This window comes from Streptomyces sp. ALB3 (assembly GCF_044385685.1).
Lineage (GTDB): Bacteria > Actinomycetota > Actinomycetes > Streptomycetales > Streptomycetaceae > Streptomyces.
In genome coordinates this window covers 503686-518906 of record NZ_JBISCE010000046.1, presented here as the reverse complement: position 1 = coordinate 518906, position 15221 = coordinate 503686, and the positions used below count along the sequence as shown (strand labels likewise).

19 protein-coding genes are annotated in these 15221 nt (G+C 67.6%); 2 read left to right on the top strand and 17 right to left on the bottom strand.

Translation table 11 applies throughout. The features are described 5' to 3' along the window. Positions 1-94: 94 nt before the first annotated feature. The 3 genes from ACHFIV_RS32365 to ACHFIV_RS32355 form a co-directional block, all read right to left on the bottom strand. Complete coding sequence (locus ACHFIV_RS32365) at positions 95-1741, bottom strand: long-chain fatty acid--CoA ligase (protein WP_398976337.1); 1647 nt, start codon at positions 1739-1741, stop codon at positions 95-97. A 176-nt stretch (positions 1742-1917) separates the two neighbouring features. Then, the gene (locus tag ACHFIV_RS32360; protein ID WP_398976335.1) at positions 1918-2469 is read right to left on the bottom strand and encodes a SigE family RNA polymerase sigma factor; all 552 of its coding nucleotides are present in this window, start codon (positions 2467-2469) and stop codon (positions 1918-1920) included. 212 nt (positions 2470-2681) lie between these two features. Continuing rightward, the gene (locus ACHFIV_RS32355) at positions 2682-2999 is read right to left on the bottom strand and encodes a hypothetical protein (protein WP_398976333.1); all 318 of its coding nucleotides are present in this window, start codon (positions 2997-2999) and stop codon (positions 2682-2684) included. Between the two features lie 258 nt (positions 3000-3257). On the opposite strand from ACHFIV_RS32355, the gene ACHFIV_RS32350 reads away from it, so the two are divergent. Then, on the top strand, positions 3258-4142 hold the full coding sequence (locus ACHFIV_RS32350) for a bifunctional DNA primase/polymerase (protein WP_398976331.1): 885 nt from the start codon (positions 3258-3260) through the stop codon (positions 4140-4142). A 922-nt stretch (positions 4143-5064) separates the two neighbouring features. Here ACHFIV_RS32350 and ACHFIV_RS32345 read toward each other — a convergent pair. The 12 genes from ACHFIV_RS32345 to ACHFIV_RS32290 all read right to left on the bottom strand — a co-directional run bounded on the left by ACHFIV_RS32345 (position 5065) and on the right by ACHFIV_RS32290 (position 12406). Then, positions 5065-6201 carry a tyrosine-type recombinase/integrase gene (locus ACHFIV_RS32345; protein WP_398976330.1) on the bottom strand — a complete coding sequence of 379 codons (1137 nt, stop codon included), beginning with the start codon at positions 6199-6201 and terminating at the stop codon, positions 5065-5067. Continuing rightward, entirely contained in the window at positions 6201-6422 is a 222-nt protein-coding gene (locus ACHFIV_RS32340; RefSeq protein ID WP_030123122.1) for a helix-turn-helix domain-containing protein, read from the bottom strand. The genes ACHFIV_RS32345 and ACHFIV_RS32340 overlap by 1 nt, the downstream gene beginning before the upstream one ends. Positions 6423-6424: 2 nt before the next feature. Beyond that, positions 6425-7840 carry a replication initiator protein RepSA gene (gene repSA / locus ACHFIV_RS32335; protein ID WP_398976327.1) on the bottom strand — a complete coding sequence of 472 codons (1416 nt, stop codon included), beginning with the start codon at positions 7838-7840 and terminating at the stop codon, positions 6425-6427. Positions 7841-7931: 91 nt separating this feature from the next. Next, positions 7932-8246 (bottom strand): SpdD-like protein, encoded by a 315-nt coding sequence (locus ACHFIV_RS32330; RefSeq protein WP_398976325.1) that lies wholly within the window; start codon positions 8244-8246, stop codon positions 7932-7934. 27 nt (positions 8247-8273) lie between these two features. Then, positions 8274-8429: a hypothetical protein gene (locus ACHFIV_RS32325; RefSeq protein WP_010060553.1), complete on the bottom strand. Its 156-nt coding sequence runs from the start codon at positions 8427-8429 to the stop codon at positions 8274-8276. A 12-nt stretch (positions 8430-8441) separates the two neighbouring features. Continuing rightward, positions 8442-8633 (bottom strand): mobile element transfer protein, encoded by a 192-nt coding sequence (locus ACHFIV_RS32320; protein ID WP_003967784.1) that lies wholly within the window; start codon positions 8631-8633, stop codon positions 8442-8444. A 5-nt stretch (positions 8634-8638) separates the two neighbouring features. Then, complete coding sequence (locus tag ACHFIV_RS32315; RefSeq protein ID WP_050359925.1) at positions 8639-8824, bottom strand: hypothetical protein; 186 nt, start codon at positions 8822-8824, stop codon at positions 8639-8641. Between the two features lie 18 nt (positions 8825-8842). Continuing rightward, positions 8843-9508 (bottom strand): DUF2637 domain-containing protein, encoded by a 666-nt coding sequence (locus ACHFIV_RS32310; protein ID WP_398976322.1) that lies wholly within the window; start codon positions 9506-9508, stop codon positions 8843-8845. Continuing rightward, entirely contained in the window at positions 9508-9693 is a 186-nt protein-coding gene (locus ACHFIV_RS32305; protein ID WP_015577979.1) for a hypothetical protein, read from the bottom strand. Before ACHFIV_RS32305 ends, ACHFIV_RS32310 begins: the two co-directional genes overlap by 1 nt. A gap of 79 nt (positions 9694-9772) precedes the next feature. After that, on the bottom strand, positions 9773-11125 hold the full coding sequence (locus tag ACHFIV_RS32300) for an FtsK/SpoIIIE domain-containing protein (RefSeq protein WP_398976320.1): 1353 nt from the start codon (positions 11123-11125) through the stop codon (positions 9773-9775). A 2-nt stretch (positions 11126-11127) separates the two neighbouring features. Further along, entirely contained in the window at positions 11128-11487 is a 360-nt protein-coding gene (locus tag ACHFIV_RS32295) for an SCO3933 family regulatory protein (protein ID WP_398976318.1), read from the bottom strand. A gap of 139 nt (positions 11488-11626) precedes the next feature. Next, positions 11627-12406 carry a GntR family transcriptional regulator gene (locus ACHFIV_RS32290; RefSeq protein ID WP_398976316.1) on the bottom strand — a complete coding sequence of 260 codons (780 nt, stop codon included), beginning with the start codon at positions 12404-12406 and terminating at the stop codon, positions 11627-11629. 18 nt (positions 12407-12424) lie between these two features. Between ACHFIV_RS32290 and ACHFIV_RS32285 the strand changes: the two genes are divergently transcribed. Next, positions 12425-12889, top strand: coding sequence for an NUDIX hydrolase (locus ACHFIV_RS32285; RefSeq protein WP_215039855.1), 465 nt, complete (start codon positions 12425-12427; stop codon positions 12887-12889). Between the two features lie 413 nt (positions 12890-13302). Here the strand turns inward: ACHFIV_RS32285 and ACHFIV_RS32280 are convergent, their stop codons facing one another. Further along, the gene (locus ACHFIV_RS32280; RefSeq protein ID WP_398976314.1) at positions 13303-14028 is read right to left on the bottom strand and encodes an MAE_28990/MAE_18760 family HEPN-like nuclease; all 726 of its coding nucleotides are present in this window, start codon (positions 14026-14028) and stop codon (positions 13303-13305) included. A 22-nt stretch (positions 14029-14050) separates the two neighbouring features. Further along, positions 14051-15175, bottom strand: a complete 1125-nt coding sequence (locus tag ACHFIV_RS32275; RefSeq protein WP_398976312.1) for a DUF262 domain-containing protein — start codon at positions 15173-15175, stop codon at positions 14051-14053. Positions 15176-15221: the final 46 nt, after the last annotated feature.

Sequence of the window (15221 nt, the reverse complement as noted above, 5' to 3'; positions counted from 1 at the left end):
CGTACCGCCCTCGCCGTGTGCCGCGCGCGGGTCTGGCCCCGCCGTGGACGAGCCGGTCAGGGGCGGCTTCCCGCCCCTGGCGGGCCGCCCGGGCTCAGAGTCGCGTGACGTCGAGCTCGCCGTCGGCGTACTGCCTGCGGATCACCTTCTTGTCGAACTTGCCCACGCTCGTCTTCGGTACGGCCGGGACGATCGTCCAGCGCTCGGGCAGCTGCCACTTGGCGACTGACTGGGCGAGGAAGGTCCGGAGCGCCGCGTAGTCGGTGGTGGCGCCCTCCTTGAGGACGACGGTCGCGAGGGGGCGCTCGCCCCACTTCTCGTCGGGGACGGCGACGACGGCCGCCTCGGCCACGTCCGGGTGCGCCATGATGGCGTTCTCCAGGTCGACACTGGAGATCCACTCGCCGCCGGACTTGATGACGTCCTTGGCCCGGTCGGTCAGCGTCAGGTAGCCCTCGTCGCTGATCACGCCGACGTCGCCCGTCTTCAGCCAGCCGTCCTCGCTGAACTTGTCATCGGGCCGCAGGGCGTCGCCGTCCGCACCGCCGTAGTACGCACCGGCGATCCAGGGGCCGCGGACCTCCAGCTCACCGGCGGACTCGCCGTCCCACGGCAGGTGCTCCCCTCCCGGGCCGGTCAGGCGTGCCTCCACACCGGCCGGGAAGCGTCCCTGGGTGATGCGGTACGGCCACTCCTGCTCCTCGGTCAGTCCGGCGGGCGGGTTGGACATGGTGCCGAGCGGCGACGTCTCCGTCATGCCCCAGGCATGGCACAGGCGGACGCCGAGCTTGTCGTACGCCTCCATCAGTGAGGGCGGACAGGCGGCGCCGCCGATGGTGACACGGGCCATGGAGGAGAGGTCGCGCGGGTTCGCGGTGACCTCGGCCAGCAGCCCCTGCCAGATGGTGGGGACGGCCGCGGCGTGCGACGGGCGCTCCCGCTCGATCATCTCGGCGAGCGGAGCAGGCTGCAGGAAACGGTCGGGCATGAGCATGTTGACGCCGGTCATGAACGTCGAGTGCGGCAGCCCCCAGGCGTTCACATGGAACTGCGGCACGACGACGAGAGTCGTGTCCTTGTCGGTCAGCCCCATCGACTCCGCCATGTTGACCTGCATGGAGTGCAGGTAGATGGACCGGTGCGAGTAGACGACCCCCTTGGGGTCGCCCGTCGTCCCCGAGGTGTAGCACATGGCGGCTGCCTGACGTTCGTCCAGTTCGGGCCACTCGTAGGCGGTGGGGCGGCCGGCGATCAGCTCCTCGTACTCGTGCACCCGGGGCGCGGCACCGTCGAGCGCGGAGCGGTCACCGGGGCCGGACACCACCACGTGCTGGACGGACGGCAGGTGGGGGAGCAGCGGCGCGAGGAGCGGCAGCAGCGATCCGTTCACGAGGACGACCTTGTCGTCGGCGTGGTTGACGATCCAGACCAGTTGCTCGGCGGGGAGCCGCAGGTTGAGCGTGTGCAGTACGGCGCCCATCGACGGAATCGCCAAATACGCCTCGACGTGTTCGGCGTTGTTCCACATGAGGGTCGCCACACGCTGGTCGCCGTCGACACCCAGCTCGTCGCGCAGGGCGTGCGCCAGTTGCGAGGCACGCCTGCCGATCTCGGCGAAGGTGCGCCGGTGCGGCTCCGGCTCGCCGGTCCAGGTCGTCACCTGCGACTTCCCGTGGATGGTCATCCCGTGGTTCAGGATGCGGGTCACAGTCAGCGGTACGTCCTGCATGGTGCTCAGCACGGCGTCCTCCCGGTGGGCGCTACGCGGCAGTAAGGGTGCGCTGATTCTGCGCACATACCACGCGGTATGTCACTACTTCCGGGAGTACGAATCGATGTCGGCGGACAGGAACGGGTACGGGACGGACAGGGGACGGGCGCCGCCCACCTCGCGCCGGCCGGGCCGCGGGCCCCCGCTCACCGCACCGGGCTGAGCTCCGGATCCTCGCGCAGCTTCCCGAGCGCCCGCGACACGGCGCTCTTCACCGTGCCGACGGTCACGCCCAGCACCTCGGCCGTCTGGGCCTCGCTGAGGTCCTCGTAGTACCGCAGGACGACCATCGCCCGCTGACGGTCCGGGAGTCTGAGCACGGCACGCCACATTGCGTCGTGCAGCGACTGCTGCTCGGCCGGGTCCGGGGCGGGAGCGGCCTCCTTCTCGGGCAGCTCCTCGCACGCGAACTCGTCGACCTTCCGCTTGCGCCACTGCGAGGTACGGGTGTTCACCAGGGCGCGGCGGACGTATCCGTCGAGTGCCCTGTGGTCCTCGATCCGCTCCCAGGCCACGTACGTCTTGGTGAGGGCGGTCTGCAGGAGGTCCTCGGCGTCGCTCGGGTTCGCGGTGAGGGAGCGCGCGGTACGCAGCAGCACGGGGCCCCGGGCCCGCACGTACGACGAGAACGACGGATAGCGGCGGTGTCCCGCGGCGGCGGCCGCCCTGGAGGCGCCTGTACAGACTGGCGTGGTCATGGCTCCACGCTAGGAGCGGGCACGGATGAGGGGATCGGCCCCAGGTCCCGAAGACACGTCCGCCTCAGGTTGTAGGGCCGGGGCGGGCTCCACCTCCTGAAGGTGGAGGGGACGCCCCTTCGCCTCAGGGTCCCTCACCCCGGGGGCCGGCCCTCCACCGGTGGAAGCGGCCCGCGCGGCAGGGGCGGCGACGCCGCCGCACGGGCCCCAGTTCAGTTCACCCAGAGGGGCGTGAAGATCACATAGACGTTGTAGGTGGACTGGTCGATGTACGCGAAGGGCGACTGGTTGACCTGGACCGTGTTGCTGACGTTGGAAGCACCGGCGCCGACAGCCTGCTGCTGTGACGTGGACGAGTTGCCGGAGTTGTCCCCGCCGACGCCGCCCGACCCGATGGTCGCCACCCCCGCGTTCGATCCGTCGGTCGCGAACGCACCGTTGTCGGCCGCTGCGACTCCCCCGAACAGGCCGACGGCCAGGGGCAGAGCGGCAACGGCTGCGAGAGCGCGAGCAGTACGGATGCTTGCCATGTCAATTTCCTCCAGGAACTGAAAAACGCGGCTTGCTACGGCTGGTTCCGAAGCGGTCGGCCGACCGGCTCGGACTGGTCCCACGACGTCGCGGGAGCAGAACTGCCCACCACCTCCCCGGCGAACCGCCCATGCCCCGGAATTCCCCCACACGTATGACGAACACGCGATAAACCTCCCGGCGGCGAACCCAGGGGCAGTACCCACGGGGATCCCCACCCCCTTCCCTTCTTCGAACGCCTGTACGAAAATGGCTCCATGGCCACCACCGACCGGCAGACCGCCACCCTGGCCCTGGCCCACGCGCTCTCCGCAGCCGAGCGCGGGCTCCCCGTCTTCCCGCTGTCCGCCACCAAGCTCCCCGCCCTGCGCTCACCGCACCGGGACGAGGACACGCCCGTGCGCTGCCGGGGCGCCTGCGGGCTGCCCGGCCACGGGGTCCACGACGCCACCACCGACCCGGCCGCCGTGCGAGCGCTCTTCGCCGCAGCCCCCAGGGCCACCGGGTACGGCATCGCCTGCGGACGGCCGCCCCACCGCCTCATCGGTATCGACCTCGACATCGACACCGCCCACGGCAACGACTCCGTGGCCGCGCTCCAGCACCTGGCCCTCCAGCACCTGTTCACCATCCCGGCCACCGTCACGGTGCTCACACCGAGCGGCGGCCGGCACCTCTGGCTGACGGGACCGTCCCAGGTCACGGTCTCCAACTCCGCGAGCCGTCTCGCTCCCGGCATCGACGTACGCGGTACCGGTGGCTACCTGGTCGGCCCCGGCTCGGTCACACACCACGGCCGCTACCGGCTCGCCCCCGGCACGGCCCACCTGACACCGGCCCCCTGCCCCCGCGCACTGCTGCGCCTGCTCACACCTCCGCCGCGGCCCCACCACCCCACCGGCAGCCGGACGTACTCGGCCCGGCAGGGGGAGGGCCTCCTCCAGTTCGTCCGCGCCGCCCACGAGGGCCAGCGCAACACCCGCCTGTTCTGGGCGGCCTGCCGTGCGTACGAACACGGCTTCGGCGACGACCTCGCGGACGCCCTCACCGACGCGGCGATCGCCACGGGGCTCACCGAACAGGAGGCCCGAGCCGCGATCGCCTCGGCCGCCCGCCTGACCACCCCGCGGCCTTCCCCCTGATCGCACACGCCCGGGACCGTCGCGGACGCCCGGGACCCTCGCGGACGCCCGGCCACAGGACTTGAGGCCGGCCGTGCGCACAGGCGACCCGCGCCGGGCCCAGAGGTCCGGCCCGGGCCGCACAGCTGCGGAGCGGCCCCTCAGGCGTACGCGGCCCGAACCATCCGCCCACTCCGGCCTCGGAGTTGTGCGGCCAGGTAACCGGTCACGGCATCGACGGGCGGGGCCATGACGGGGAGAACACGGAAGGGGTGCCTCTCCATGAGAGGCACCCCTTCCGGTCCTGCGGTGGGTGTGGGATTTGAACCCACGGTGACATCGCTGCCACGACGGTTTTCAAGACCTTTCGCGGGTGCGGCGGGTGGCGTTCTCCGCAGCAGGTCAGACGGGTACGGACATCCCGACGGAGCCGTCGTCATCGTTACCGTGCCCGCTACGTGCCCCAGCGCCTCCCCACACCGCGCACACGGCCACAACCGCTTGCCCGAGCTGCCCCGGCAAATGATCGCCGGGGCAGCTTGTTCAGGTATGGAGGAGGATAAGAGTCACGACTGCGAGACCGAGTGTGGCCACGCAAACCGCAGACTTAGCTCCCCACTCAACGGCCGTCACTCTCGACTCTCCCAGCAGGACTGCAACCACCAAGGCGGCAAGCCCTACTCCGAACGCCAGAAGGAAAACGATCGCGAGCAGCATGGCCAAGGCAATATTCACATCTACGTCTTTCTCTGTAGGTGTCAGGAATTGCCGCTGGTTGTGGGCCAGGCCATACCTGTGCCAGCCGGTAGCCTTTCAGCACCCAACTGGCAACACGAATATTACACATCGCATGCAGACGCTCACACTCAGTTGTCATGTGCTCTCCCAGCAGGGATCGCCTCACAACCGAGGATCAGTGGCCGAAGCTGGCGACTACAACTGCTCAGATCGGCCTACTTTCGGGGCTGGCTTCTACACCCCCGCTCATCCATAGGTCAGTTGCATGAGCCACCTGGTCATCCCGACCGGCAACCGGCCGAGCGTAGTGCCGGGTAGTCACGCTCGCGTTCGAGTGCCCGAGCCTGTGAGCGGCCGTCATCACGCCGTACTGGTCGGCAACCCATGTGCCGTGCGAGGCACGGAGATCATGCGGAGTGACGTCGGTCAGCCCGGCAGCCGCCACGGCGGGGTCGAAGTAGGCCTTGCGCCACTGGTTGTAGCGCAGAGGCTTGCCGCCGGGCGTGACGAAGAGGAGAGCGTCCTCCCCGCCGGGCAGCGTCTCCAAGTGCTGGCCGATCCGCGCCGCGAGTGACGGCCCGATCCGCAGGAGCCGCTTCTGATGAGACTTGGGGGTATCGAAGACGAGGGTGCCATTCGCTTCCGCCAGGTTCTCATCGACGAGGACCAGGCCGCCCGACACATCGATGTCCGCCCGCCGCAACGCGAACGCCTCCCCGACCCGCAGGCCCGCGTAGGCGAGCAAGGAGATCAGCAGGTCATGCGGTTTCGTCGCACTCCGCACAATCCGTGAGGCTTCCAGCGGGGTGAGGATGTGCGGCTCGGTCTGCGGCATGCGAGGCAGCTTCACGCCCCTGCACGGGGTCTGCCCGATCATCTCGTTGTCGACGGCCGCCCTCATGATCTGGGAGAGCACCCGGTAGGCCTGCCTGATCCGCGACGCGCTGAGACCACGGGTCCTCATCGCACCGACCCATTCGACGATGGTGATAGGCCGGAGGCTGGAAAGCTCACGGTCACCGAGCGCCGGAACGATCAGCGAGTTGATCAGGGATCGGTACGACGCCTGTGTCTTGTGCTTCAGCTGCGGGGAGACCGCGGTGAGCCACCGTGCCGACCAATCGCGGACGGTGGTCCGTCCCTCGGCGGGGTCGAGCCAGCGGCCCTCCTCCATCTCGATTCGCTTCCGTGCCAGCCAGCGATCGGCGTCCGTCGTTGTCGCGAACGTCTGATCAGCGGCACGCAGCACGCCGTCAGGCCCCGGATACCGAGCCTGGAACCGGCCGGACGGCAGCTTCCGAATCCGGCCGAAGGCGCGGCGGGCCTTACGCTTGGCGGCCATCAGGCGGCCCTCCGGTACGAGTACGCCGAGGTGGGCCGTAGGACGATCGGTGCCACCGTGTGGGCACTGACGTACTCCTCCACGGCGCTCTCAGGGATGCGGACGTGTCGGCCGACCTTGACGAACGTGATGCGGCGTTCCTCGATGAGCCGGCGAGGGAAGCGGAGACCGGTGCCGAGGCGTTCGGCGACCTGATTCACGGTGAGCAGTCGGTCCGCCACGGTCACCACTCCCCCTCGTTGGCAGTGCAGTCCTTCAGTGCGTCGCGGGCGGTCTCGCGGTTGGTCTGGAGGTCACGGGCGATGGTTGCGGCGAGAGCGCCTTCGCCGGGGGTGTGCCCGTGGCCGACGTACTGCCAGTCCGTCAGGACGAGGACGGTGTCCGGTTCACGGTCGGCCAGGCCGAGGACGGTCGCTTCCTGTGAAGCGCGGTAGTCGGCGCGTTCCTGGCGGAGGGCACCGAGAGTGGTCGAGTAGGTGCGGGACTTGGACGAGAAGTGGCCGCGGAAGCCGAGCATGTGGGCCCAGGCCCAGAGGCGCCGGTCCGGGTAGAGGCTGTCGAGCTCACGGCATGCGGTGATGAGTCGACGGGTGTGATCGGGAACGCGGTGGCGGTCGATTTCGGCGAGTTCACCGATACGGCGGTCCAGGGTGCCGGTGTTCTCGGCGGCTTTGGTGGCGTACTTGGCCACGTACGAGGCGACGGCCTGTTCGGTGACGTCGGAACCGTCGCCGAAGGCCTTGACCGGGCGGACGTCGAGTTGTCGGCCCCATCGAAAGGCCCGGGACGGCTGTTCACCGGCAGCCGGGACGGAGACCGACGTGTACGAGTGCGCGGCTGCGGCGCGTATCGCGTCGGTGAGGAGATCGACCGTGGCCCAAGAGGGCGGCGGAGTGCAAGGTCCTTCCGGGCCGTCGAGACGTACGACGGCGTGGAAGTGGAGGGCTCCACGCTTCTGGAATTCGGCGACCTTGCCGAAGGAGACGCGGAGGTGGTCACCCAGCTCACGGCGTGGGATTCCTGCGTGGATGGCGAGTTCGCGGCGGAGTCGGGTGGTGAAACGCTGCCAGAGCTCCCCGGCGTGGTTGTTGAAGAGCACAGCGCCCGCGTAGTCGTAGGTCCCCGGATCAAGGGCGGAGCCCAGGTCCGCGGAGTCCGAGGCGTGTGCCGTGCCGCACCGGCAGGTGCCCCGGTCGGGGCGGTTGTGGACAGGGCCGAACGAGGGTGCGGTGAGGGTGGCGAAGACGCGCGGGTGGTCGCGGACGGCGGCGGTGATGTCGCGGCGGTCGTCTCCGGCGAGGCCGGCGCGGATCAGGTGGTAGGTGTCGCCCGCGTAGGTCCAGGCGCAGGAGGGGCAGCGGGAGGCACGGCGGTTGCCGCAGGCGATACGGAGGCGCCCGCCCGGCTCGTACGCGGTCGAGTAGCGGTGCAGGGTCTCGCCGGTGGCCTTGTCCTTGTGGGTTACCCAGCCGCTCAGATGGACGGGGTCGGCACAGCCGCCGGTGCGGCGGATCTGGTCCTCCCAGCGGGTGTAGTCGGAGGCCGAGGCCACCCGGAGGACGTCCCCGAGGACGGTCGGGTCGAGCTGTGGGGCGGGCATGGACCGCTTCTCTTTCGAGGGTGAGGGCCGGTGGGCCATGCTGGGGGTTCCTTCCGGTTGCGAGATCGATCGGTGGGCACGGCTCCCGGGCGGCGGATGCTTGGCGGTATCGAGGCCGCCCGGGGGCCGGTCAGCGGCGTTTGGCGTTGGGCGCGATCAGGGAGCGCAGGACGACCGCGCAGACGGCGACCGATGCGCTGGAGACGGCGACCGCCAGGAGCAGCGAGACCAGGACGGTGCCGACGACCAGGACGACGGCGGTACTGGCGCCGACGAGCGCGACCGCGGTGCCGGGGGTGAGCTGTACGACCGGACGGGACGGCTCAGGGGCGGCGGCGGGTGCCGGGGCAGGCGTGCCAGGCGTGATGGTGGTCGGCTGGACGACGGCGGGCGGGGTGACCAGGCCCGAGGGCTGCGGCATGGTCGGGATCTTGGGCTGGAACATGGGTGGTTCTCCTTTCCCGGGCGCCGGTTACTTGACGGCGGTGTCGATGACGGAGGCGAAGAGGCTGTCGGCGAGGAGGTAGCCGCCGAGGAGGAGCACGCAGATCAGCCACACCGGCGGACGGAAGAGCTTGATGCCGAGGTAGCCGACGACCAGCAGGGCGATCCAGAGGGGGACGTCCATGGACGCTGTCTCCTAACGGACGGTGCAGCGGTGGGTACGGGCGGCGAGTTGGGCGGCGGTCCGGCTGGAGTAGTCGGCGGACCAGCCGCAGCGGTCGGCAGTGCAGACGGCGGCGTGGGCGGTGCGGCCGGTGCGGTCGCGGTGGGTGCCGATCTGCACGGGGCCGATACGCATCACGGAGTGGAAGCTGTCGCGGGCGGGCATGCCGGTCAGCCCCTGTCGGTCGTCGGGTCGGTGTACTGGGTGCGGATGCTGCGGGCGGTGGCCGGGTCGTCGACGCGCCGTGCGGCTTCCTCGGCGAGCAGGTGAGCGAGGAAGGGACGTCCAGCTGCGGCCATCTCACGCGCTCCGTCGAGGTAGTCGGCCACGGTCAGGTCGGCGGGATCGTGGGTCATCTCAGTTCTCCTTCGCGGTCAGCTGAGGCGGGCGGCGATAGCGTCGGCGAGGTGGGGCGGAACGCCGAGGCGGGAGCGGAGGGTGTCGGTGTCGATCGGTGATCCGGTGCGGGTGCGGTACTCGTCGGCGACCTTGCGGGCGTGGTCGATCAGCACGGCGGGAACGGGCGGCTCCGGGGACGGGGTCGGGGGCGAGGAGAGGGCCTTTGTGGCAGGGGGCTCATCGGCCTGGGATGGGATCGGGGTGGCGTCAGGCACACGCGCTGGCTCGACGTCCTTCGTCTCCGTGGCGGCGGCTGGCGGAGCTGGCTCCGGCTTCCCCGACGAGTGGGCGAGGAGAGTGCCACCGAGGAAGGCGAGTGCGGGCCATCCGGCGATGCCGAGCCGGAGCGGGGCCGGCGGGTCGGCCAGGTCCAGGAACCCGGCGGTGGCGACGTTGGCGCCGAGCGAGGCGAACAGGGCGATCAGGAACCAGCACCAGGCCAACCGGGACGGACCCTCGCTGCGCAGCCGACGCCAGGCGGCGACAAGGAGCAGGTCGACGCTGACCGGGTAGGCCCATGCCTTCCAGCCGTCCTGTCCGGCCGCGGCGGCGAGGTCGTGCAGGTGGGCGAAGGACAGAGCTCCGGCGATGACCGCCTGGATCAACACCGCGTCGATCCGGAGACCGTGCCGGGCGCCCATCAGGAGTCCTCAGCGGGGTCGGAGTCGTCCGGGAACGTGCCCGGCGGCGGCTCCGGCAGCGACACGGCGAGGGACGGGCTGACGACGTCCACGAAGTCGAGGTCGGCGCCGGCCATGTCGGCGTACAGGGCGAGTTGGCCGAGCAGAAGCACGGTCCGGGCGAAGTCCTCGCAGTCGGGGCACATGGCGGTTCTCCCTTCTCTGGGCATGGCAGTGGTAGGGACTCGGCGCGAAGACGGTCACGCCTACCGGGTGGGGGAGAGATCAGGCAGTGGCCGGAGAGGCCTTCGCCGATGGCACGAGCTCGGTGGCAGTGCCGGTGGTCGGCCGGAAAGGGGCCAGCTCAGGCAGGTCCGGGGTCCTGTCGGCGTACCGGTTGCAGAGGTTCACGGCCTGGCGGAGCGAGGTGTGCGGAGCGCGGATGCGGTGCCAACCGCCGGACGCGTCCCCCGCGATGGCGAGGCCTCGCAGTTCGGCGGGGATCTGGATGGCGGCGAGGACCGCGTCCGGGGCGATGTCGCCGAAGGCCATGTTGGCGGAGGTCTCGTCATTGAGACGGTGGGCGGTGCGGCCGGTGAGTTGGGCGCGGAGCATGGTGATGCCCTTGCCGAGTTCGGAGCCGAAGCGCTGTCCGCAGATTTCGAGGTAGATACCGGCGGCACGGCCGAGCTGCGCGAGACGGACCAGGGCGGTGATGATGCGGTCCCGCCGCTTCTCCTCCTCCTTCGTTGCGTACAGGGCGAGTTCGGCCACCTCGTCGACCAGGACGACGACCGGGGTCGGGCGAAGCTCATCAGGCAGGTCCCAGATGTCGGCAGCGATCTCCGCGTCCGGCACATCGACGGTGATGCGCTGCTGGGTACGGATGAGGCGGTAGACGTCCGCCATCCGCGCCACGAGTGCATCGAGGAGTTCGGCAGCGGTGTCCGGGCTGTCGGCCAGCGCTGAGAACCGGCGTGCCAGCGGGAAGAGTTCGACCCCTTGCTTGCAGTCGATGCCGACGAGGGCGACGTCCAGAGGAGCAAGGCCGGCGACCAGGTTGCGTTGGTAGACAGACTTGCCGGACTCCGTGGCGCCGAGGGTGAGGGCATGGGGTATCGCTCGGTAGTCGCGGTAGTGCACCGACCCGTCCTCCCGAAGGGCGACCGGTACCCGCATCGCCCGAGTCTCCGTCTCAGCAGGCATCTGCACCCGCTTGAGCACGTCGTATCCGGTCATCCGCACCTCGACGACACCTGACCGCACCTCACGCGAGGTCACGCCGAACATCGAGAACGAGTGCCGAAGCCGGTCCGAGGCCGCAGCGATGTCGAAGACGTCCTGGCCGGGACGGAGCTTGAGTCGGAGGACCAGGCCGGTGCGAGTCGGCCGCAGTCGCCGGATACGCGGTGGGCGGGGCTCGGGTATCGGCCGGTTGGTGGCCCGAGCCAGAGATAACCGCCACCGCGCCGGCGGAACGGTCAACCCGCACGCGTCCATGACCGAGCGGTACCGGACCAAGACCCGCAGCGTGGCCAGGGTGACCCCGAAGGCCAGCCAGTACCAGGCGGGCCGCCGCCACCGCAGGAGACCCGCAGCGGCGACGACCAGCACCAGAGCGACCGTGAAGGCGGTCATGATCAGGCCGCCTTCGACCCTGTGGCGGTGACATCGGCGAGCGAGGTGACCGCGACCGCTCGGAACGCGATGCCGTGCCGCCGCTGGCCGTTGAAGTCGTTCTCCCACGGACGAGCGACCAGGCCAGTGAGCGCGACCGGCGTACCCATGGACAGCTCACCGGTGATCCCGGGCTCCGGAACGGTGACGGACAGGATCTCCACCTCCTCGTTCGCCGCGAACATCACGTCCACGGTCATGAGCTGAGCACCGGTCTCCATGTCGGTGGCGATCTCACCGGTGCGGCGGTCACGGACCTTGACCTGCGGAGTCTTGGCGACCATCACGACAGCGCTGGAGGTGTCGACGGGAATCTGACGCACAGCAGATCACTCCTCTATAGATGCTGAACTTCGCCACTCATGTATATGAGTGACATGAAGAAGAGTGCATGACTCCTGTACATGAGTCAACCCGCCGCGAGGAAGAACTCACGACGGGTTGAGGGAAGTTGAGCGGACGTCAGTCGGCGGCAGGGATTCGATACTCGAAAACGAACTGGTCAGCGGCCATGAGCGTGTCGCACACCTCGACCACCCGACCCGCGGTCGTACGGGCCTCCCGGATCAGGTGAACCACGGGCGCACCAGGGCTGAGCGCCAGTTCCGACGCCTCCGACTTCGAGGCCGGGCGTGCTTGCAGCGTCTCGACGAACTCCGCGAACTCATGCCCGTGGTCTTCGAGTCGGGCATAGATGCCGCCGCCCCCGGGGTTCTCGGCGAACAGCTCCGGGATCTCCTTCACCACGTCCCAGGGCAGGTACGACGAGGCGGTCTCCACCGGGGTGCCGTTACGGAAGTAGAGGCGCCGACGGGCCAACACCTGCGTACCGGCGGGCACGCCCAGACGCTCGGCGGCATCCTCGGGCGCGTCCATGGGACCGATGTAGAGGACGCTGACTTTCGCGGTGGCGCCGGACTGCGCGGACTCCGCGAGGTAGGCGGCCTGGCCACCTTGCCGGAGCGAGCGCCGGAACCGATCGGAGGAGCGGCGCCGCACGGGGGGCCGATTTTTCACGATCGAGCCCTTGCCATGCCTGGTCTCGACGAGCCCACTCGCCCGTACCTCGACCATGGCCTTGCGGATCGTCCCGCCGGAGACGCCGTAGCGGTCCACCAGCTCGGATTCGCTCGGCACCATGTCGCCGGCCTTGAGAACCCCCGCCCGGATCTGCTGCACGAGGTCATCAGCGATCTGCACATACCGAGGACCGGAACCGGCCCCTCCCGCCGCAGTTCCCATAGTCCTTCCCTGCCTCCTATGCTCCTCTACATGAGTCAATCACAGGAAGCGGCACCCACTCCCCTGCACTCCGTGTCCGTAGCCGGAGTAGTGGTGCGCGAGGACGGCCGTCTCCTGGCGATCCGCCGAGCCGACAACGGCACCTGGGAGCTCCCCGGCGGCATCCTCGAACTCAACGAGACACCCGAGGCCGGCGTTGCCCGCGAGGTCTGGGAGGAGACAGGCATCCACGTCGAGGTGGACCAGCTCACCGGCGTCTACAAAAACACGACCCGAGGCATCGTCGCCCTGGTCTTCCGCTGCAAGCCCTCCGGCGGCACCGAGCGCACATCAAGCGAGTCGACAGCCGTCTCCTGGCTCACGCCCGACGAGGTCAGCGAGCGCATGGCCGAGGTCTACGCGGTCCGCCTCCTGGACGCCCTGGACGGCAACGGCCCTCACGTGCGAAGCCACGACGGCAAGCAGCTCATCCCAGCGGGATAAGACTTTCTCTACTTCATCAAGGCCCGCGCACGGCGCGGGCGCGCGCCGCCTCAGCGGCGCGGCCTGCCTCCTGTCTCCGCCCCGGCTGACCGCGCCCGGCAGCGCGCTGCGCGTGCTACGGGTGGAAGTAGAGAAGCTATCCGCGGCTCCAGGACATGCCTCCGGCGGGGGCGCTCAGACTCCGGGATGGGAGGGGCGCCGTTCGCGGGTGCCGGCGCATTCGTGGTGAGCCTGGTGGGCTCCCATCCCGACCACCTTCGACCCAGGCAGAGCCGAGCAGCCGTGGTCCAGGGAGTGTGGGTCGAAGGCGGACGGGATGAAAGCAGGGCTGCATAGCGGGACGACGTCGGTGCACCGGTTCAAAGTGCGATACGGCGGATAGTTCTGCTTCTGCCGGTAGCCTCACTCACCATCTATCGCAGCGAACAACAATGCGAAATGCGAGCGTCCAGCACGCCTGCCAGGCAGTCAGCCACGTCCCGCAGGAAGGTCATGTAATTCTCGACCTCGACTGGCGTCGGCTTTTCGTTTTTATCCCCGTGAGCGATTTTATTCCGACGATCGACGATCTCCAATAGTTTTATGCCGACTTTCAAACTGGTCCCGCTTTCTCCACGATCAATAATCGCTTGGTTGACGTGGCGATCCAGCCTGTCCAATACATCCCCTACGCCCAGCAGGGTGAAGACCTGGGCGATCACCTCTGGCTTGGCACTTGTGAATTGGCGGGCGAGGATCTTGGCCGACAAGACTCGCGGGTTGATTGACCTGTCGTCCTCCCATAGCGACGCGTACGTCATGAAGAGTCGACGAGTCCGCGTGATTCTGTCAGGTCCATCGGTCCCAAAAATCTCCTGGATTCGCTCTCGCGTGTGCAGCTCTAGCAGACCATCGGGTAGACGACGGGTGGGCGGCTTCGCGCGGCCAATCTCGTCGATGAGTTCCGTTAGTCCAGCCTTAACGAACCCCTCAAAATGCGAAACCAGCATCACGGTGCAAGACCTCGTGATTGCGTTCGCAGCCTCGCGACCGGTCGCAGAGGAACCTTTCTCGGACTTATCCAAGGACTTCATCGGATTAAGCGCAAGAAGCGTTTCCACTTCCTTGAGGCTATCCTCGAATTCGGCCAGGGATTCCATAGTCATCCTCTCCCGCAGTCCACTACAGCTCGGGAAGAGGAGGCAAGACACAGGAAACCTCTAGACGATTAAGCCCTTCGGCGAACATCCGAATTCGGCCATGCATCCTAGTCCTATCGGCAGTGGCACGCCCGATAGCCGTTTGGAATCCCTCATTTTGAAGTAGTTCCTCCCGAAGAGCTCGAACCTCCTCTGCCTTAGCCACGGCAGCATCTCGATCCGCAAACGAGAGAGGTACCACAATGGAGTCATAGAGGGCCTTATTGAAAGCCCCAAGCTTTCCGTCCCTAAGCACCCTGAAAGCGTCAGCCCCAAAGATCTCGAATACAGCACGGCAGGTGTCAGTGAAAACAGCCATATGTTCATCGGAAGGGGTATCGGCTCGATACTTGCGCATATAGGAGTTTAGGAACTGCCGCAAGGGGGGTCGATAGGCAGAAAGCTCCTCATGCAGAGCGAAAAAACGAAGCGCAAGTTCCTCATGATCCATGCGATTATTTTTAATGCCTCCCAGAATTTCGTTAAATGAGTAATCAGCCGCAAGTTCCTTCAGGAAGGAGTTGAAGCCTCCTCGGTAAATGCAGTTCCTGAGTTCCTGCGCACCTAGCATCGCGGAGCCGGTATTTAGGCGCTCGAAGACGTCAAACTTGATGTCCGGGTGAGAGTCATCAGTGATCACAATACAGCGGACCGTTCGACTCGTAAGACGCCTCTGTTCGCGAGGCGGAAGGTCCGAGAAGCACTGCCCTTCGTGTTCCTTAAGAACAGAAATACCTCGAAGCGAGAATTCATCGGCCAGGAAATCATTTACGGTTTGAATGCGTTGCAGCCCATCGATCACCTCGTAGGTGCCATCCGGGTTCTCTGCGAAGTAACAGACCGGAACCGGGATATTCAGCAGAAAGCTTTCGATCAGCCTGCTTGCCTTCGAACGATCCCAGACATATTTCCTTTGATACTGAATGCTCAGAAGAAGTTGACCTTGTTTGATGTCCTCCGCCAATGTGGCGAGCGACAGGTCGTAAGGTTGGGTTACGAGTCGGCGCTCTGCGACTGAAACATCCAAGGCGTCACTCTGATCGGACGTGAGGTCCTCCGCTTCCGATTCGAAAAGGGAATCCTGCTCTGTCTCTGAACTGTCAGTCACGGCTCTCCCCTAGTACTCGCGAGCCCGATGCTCTGAAGCAACCTTA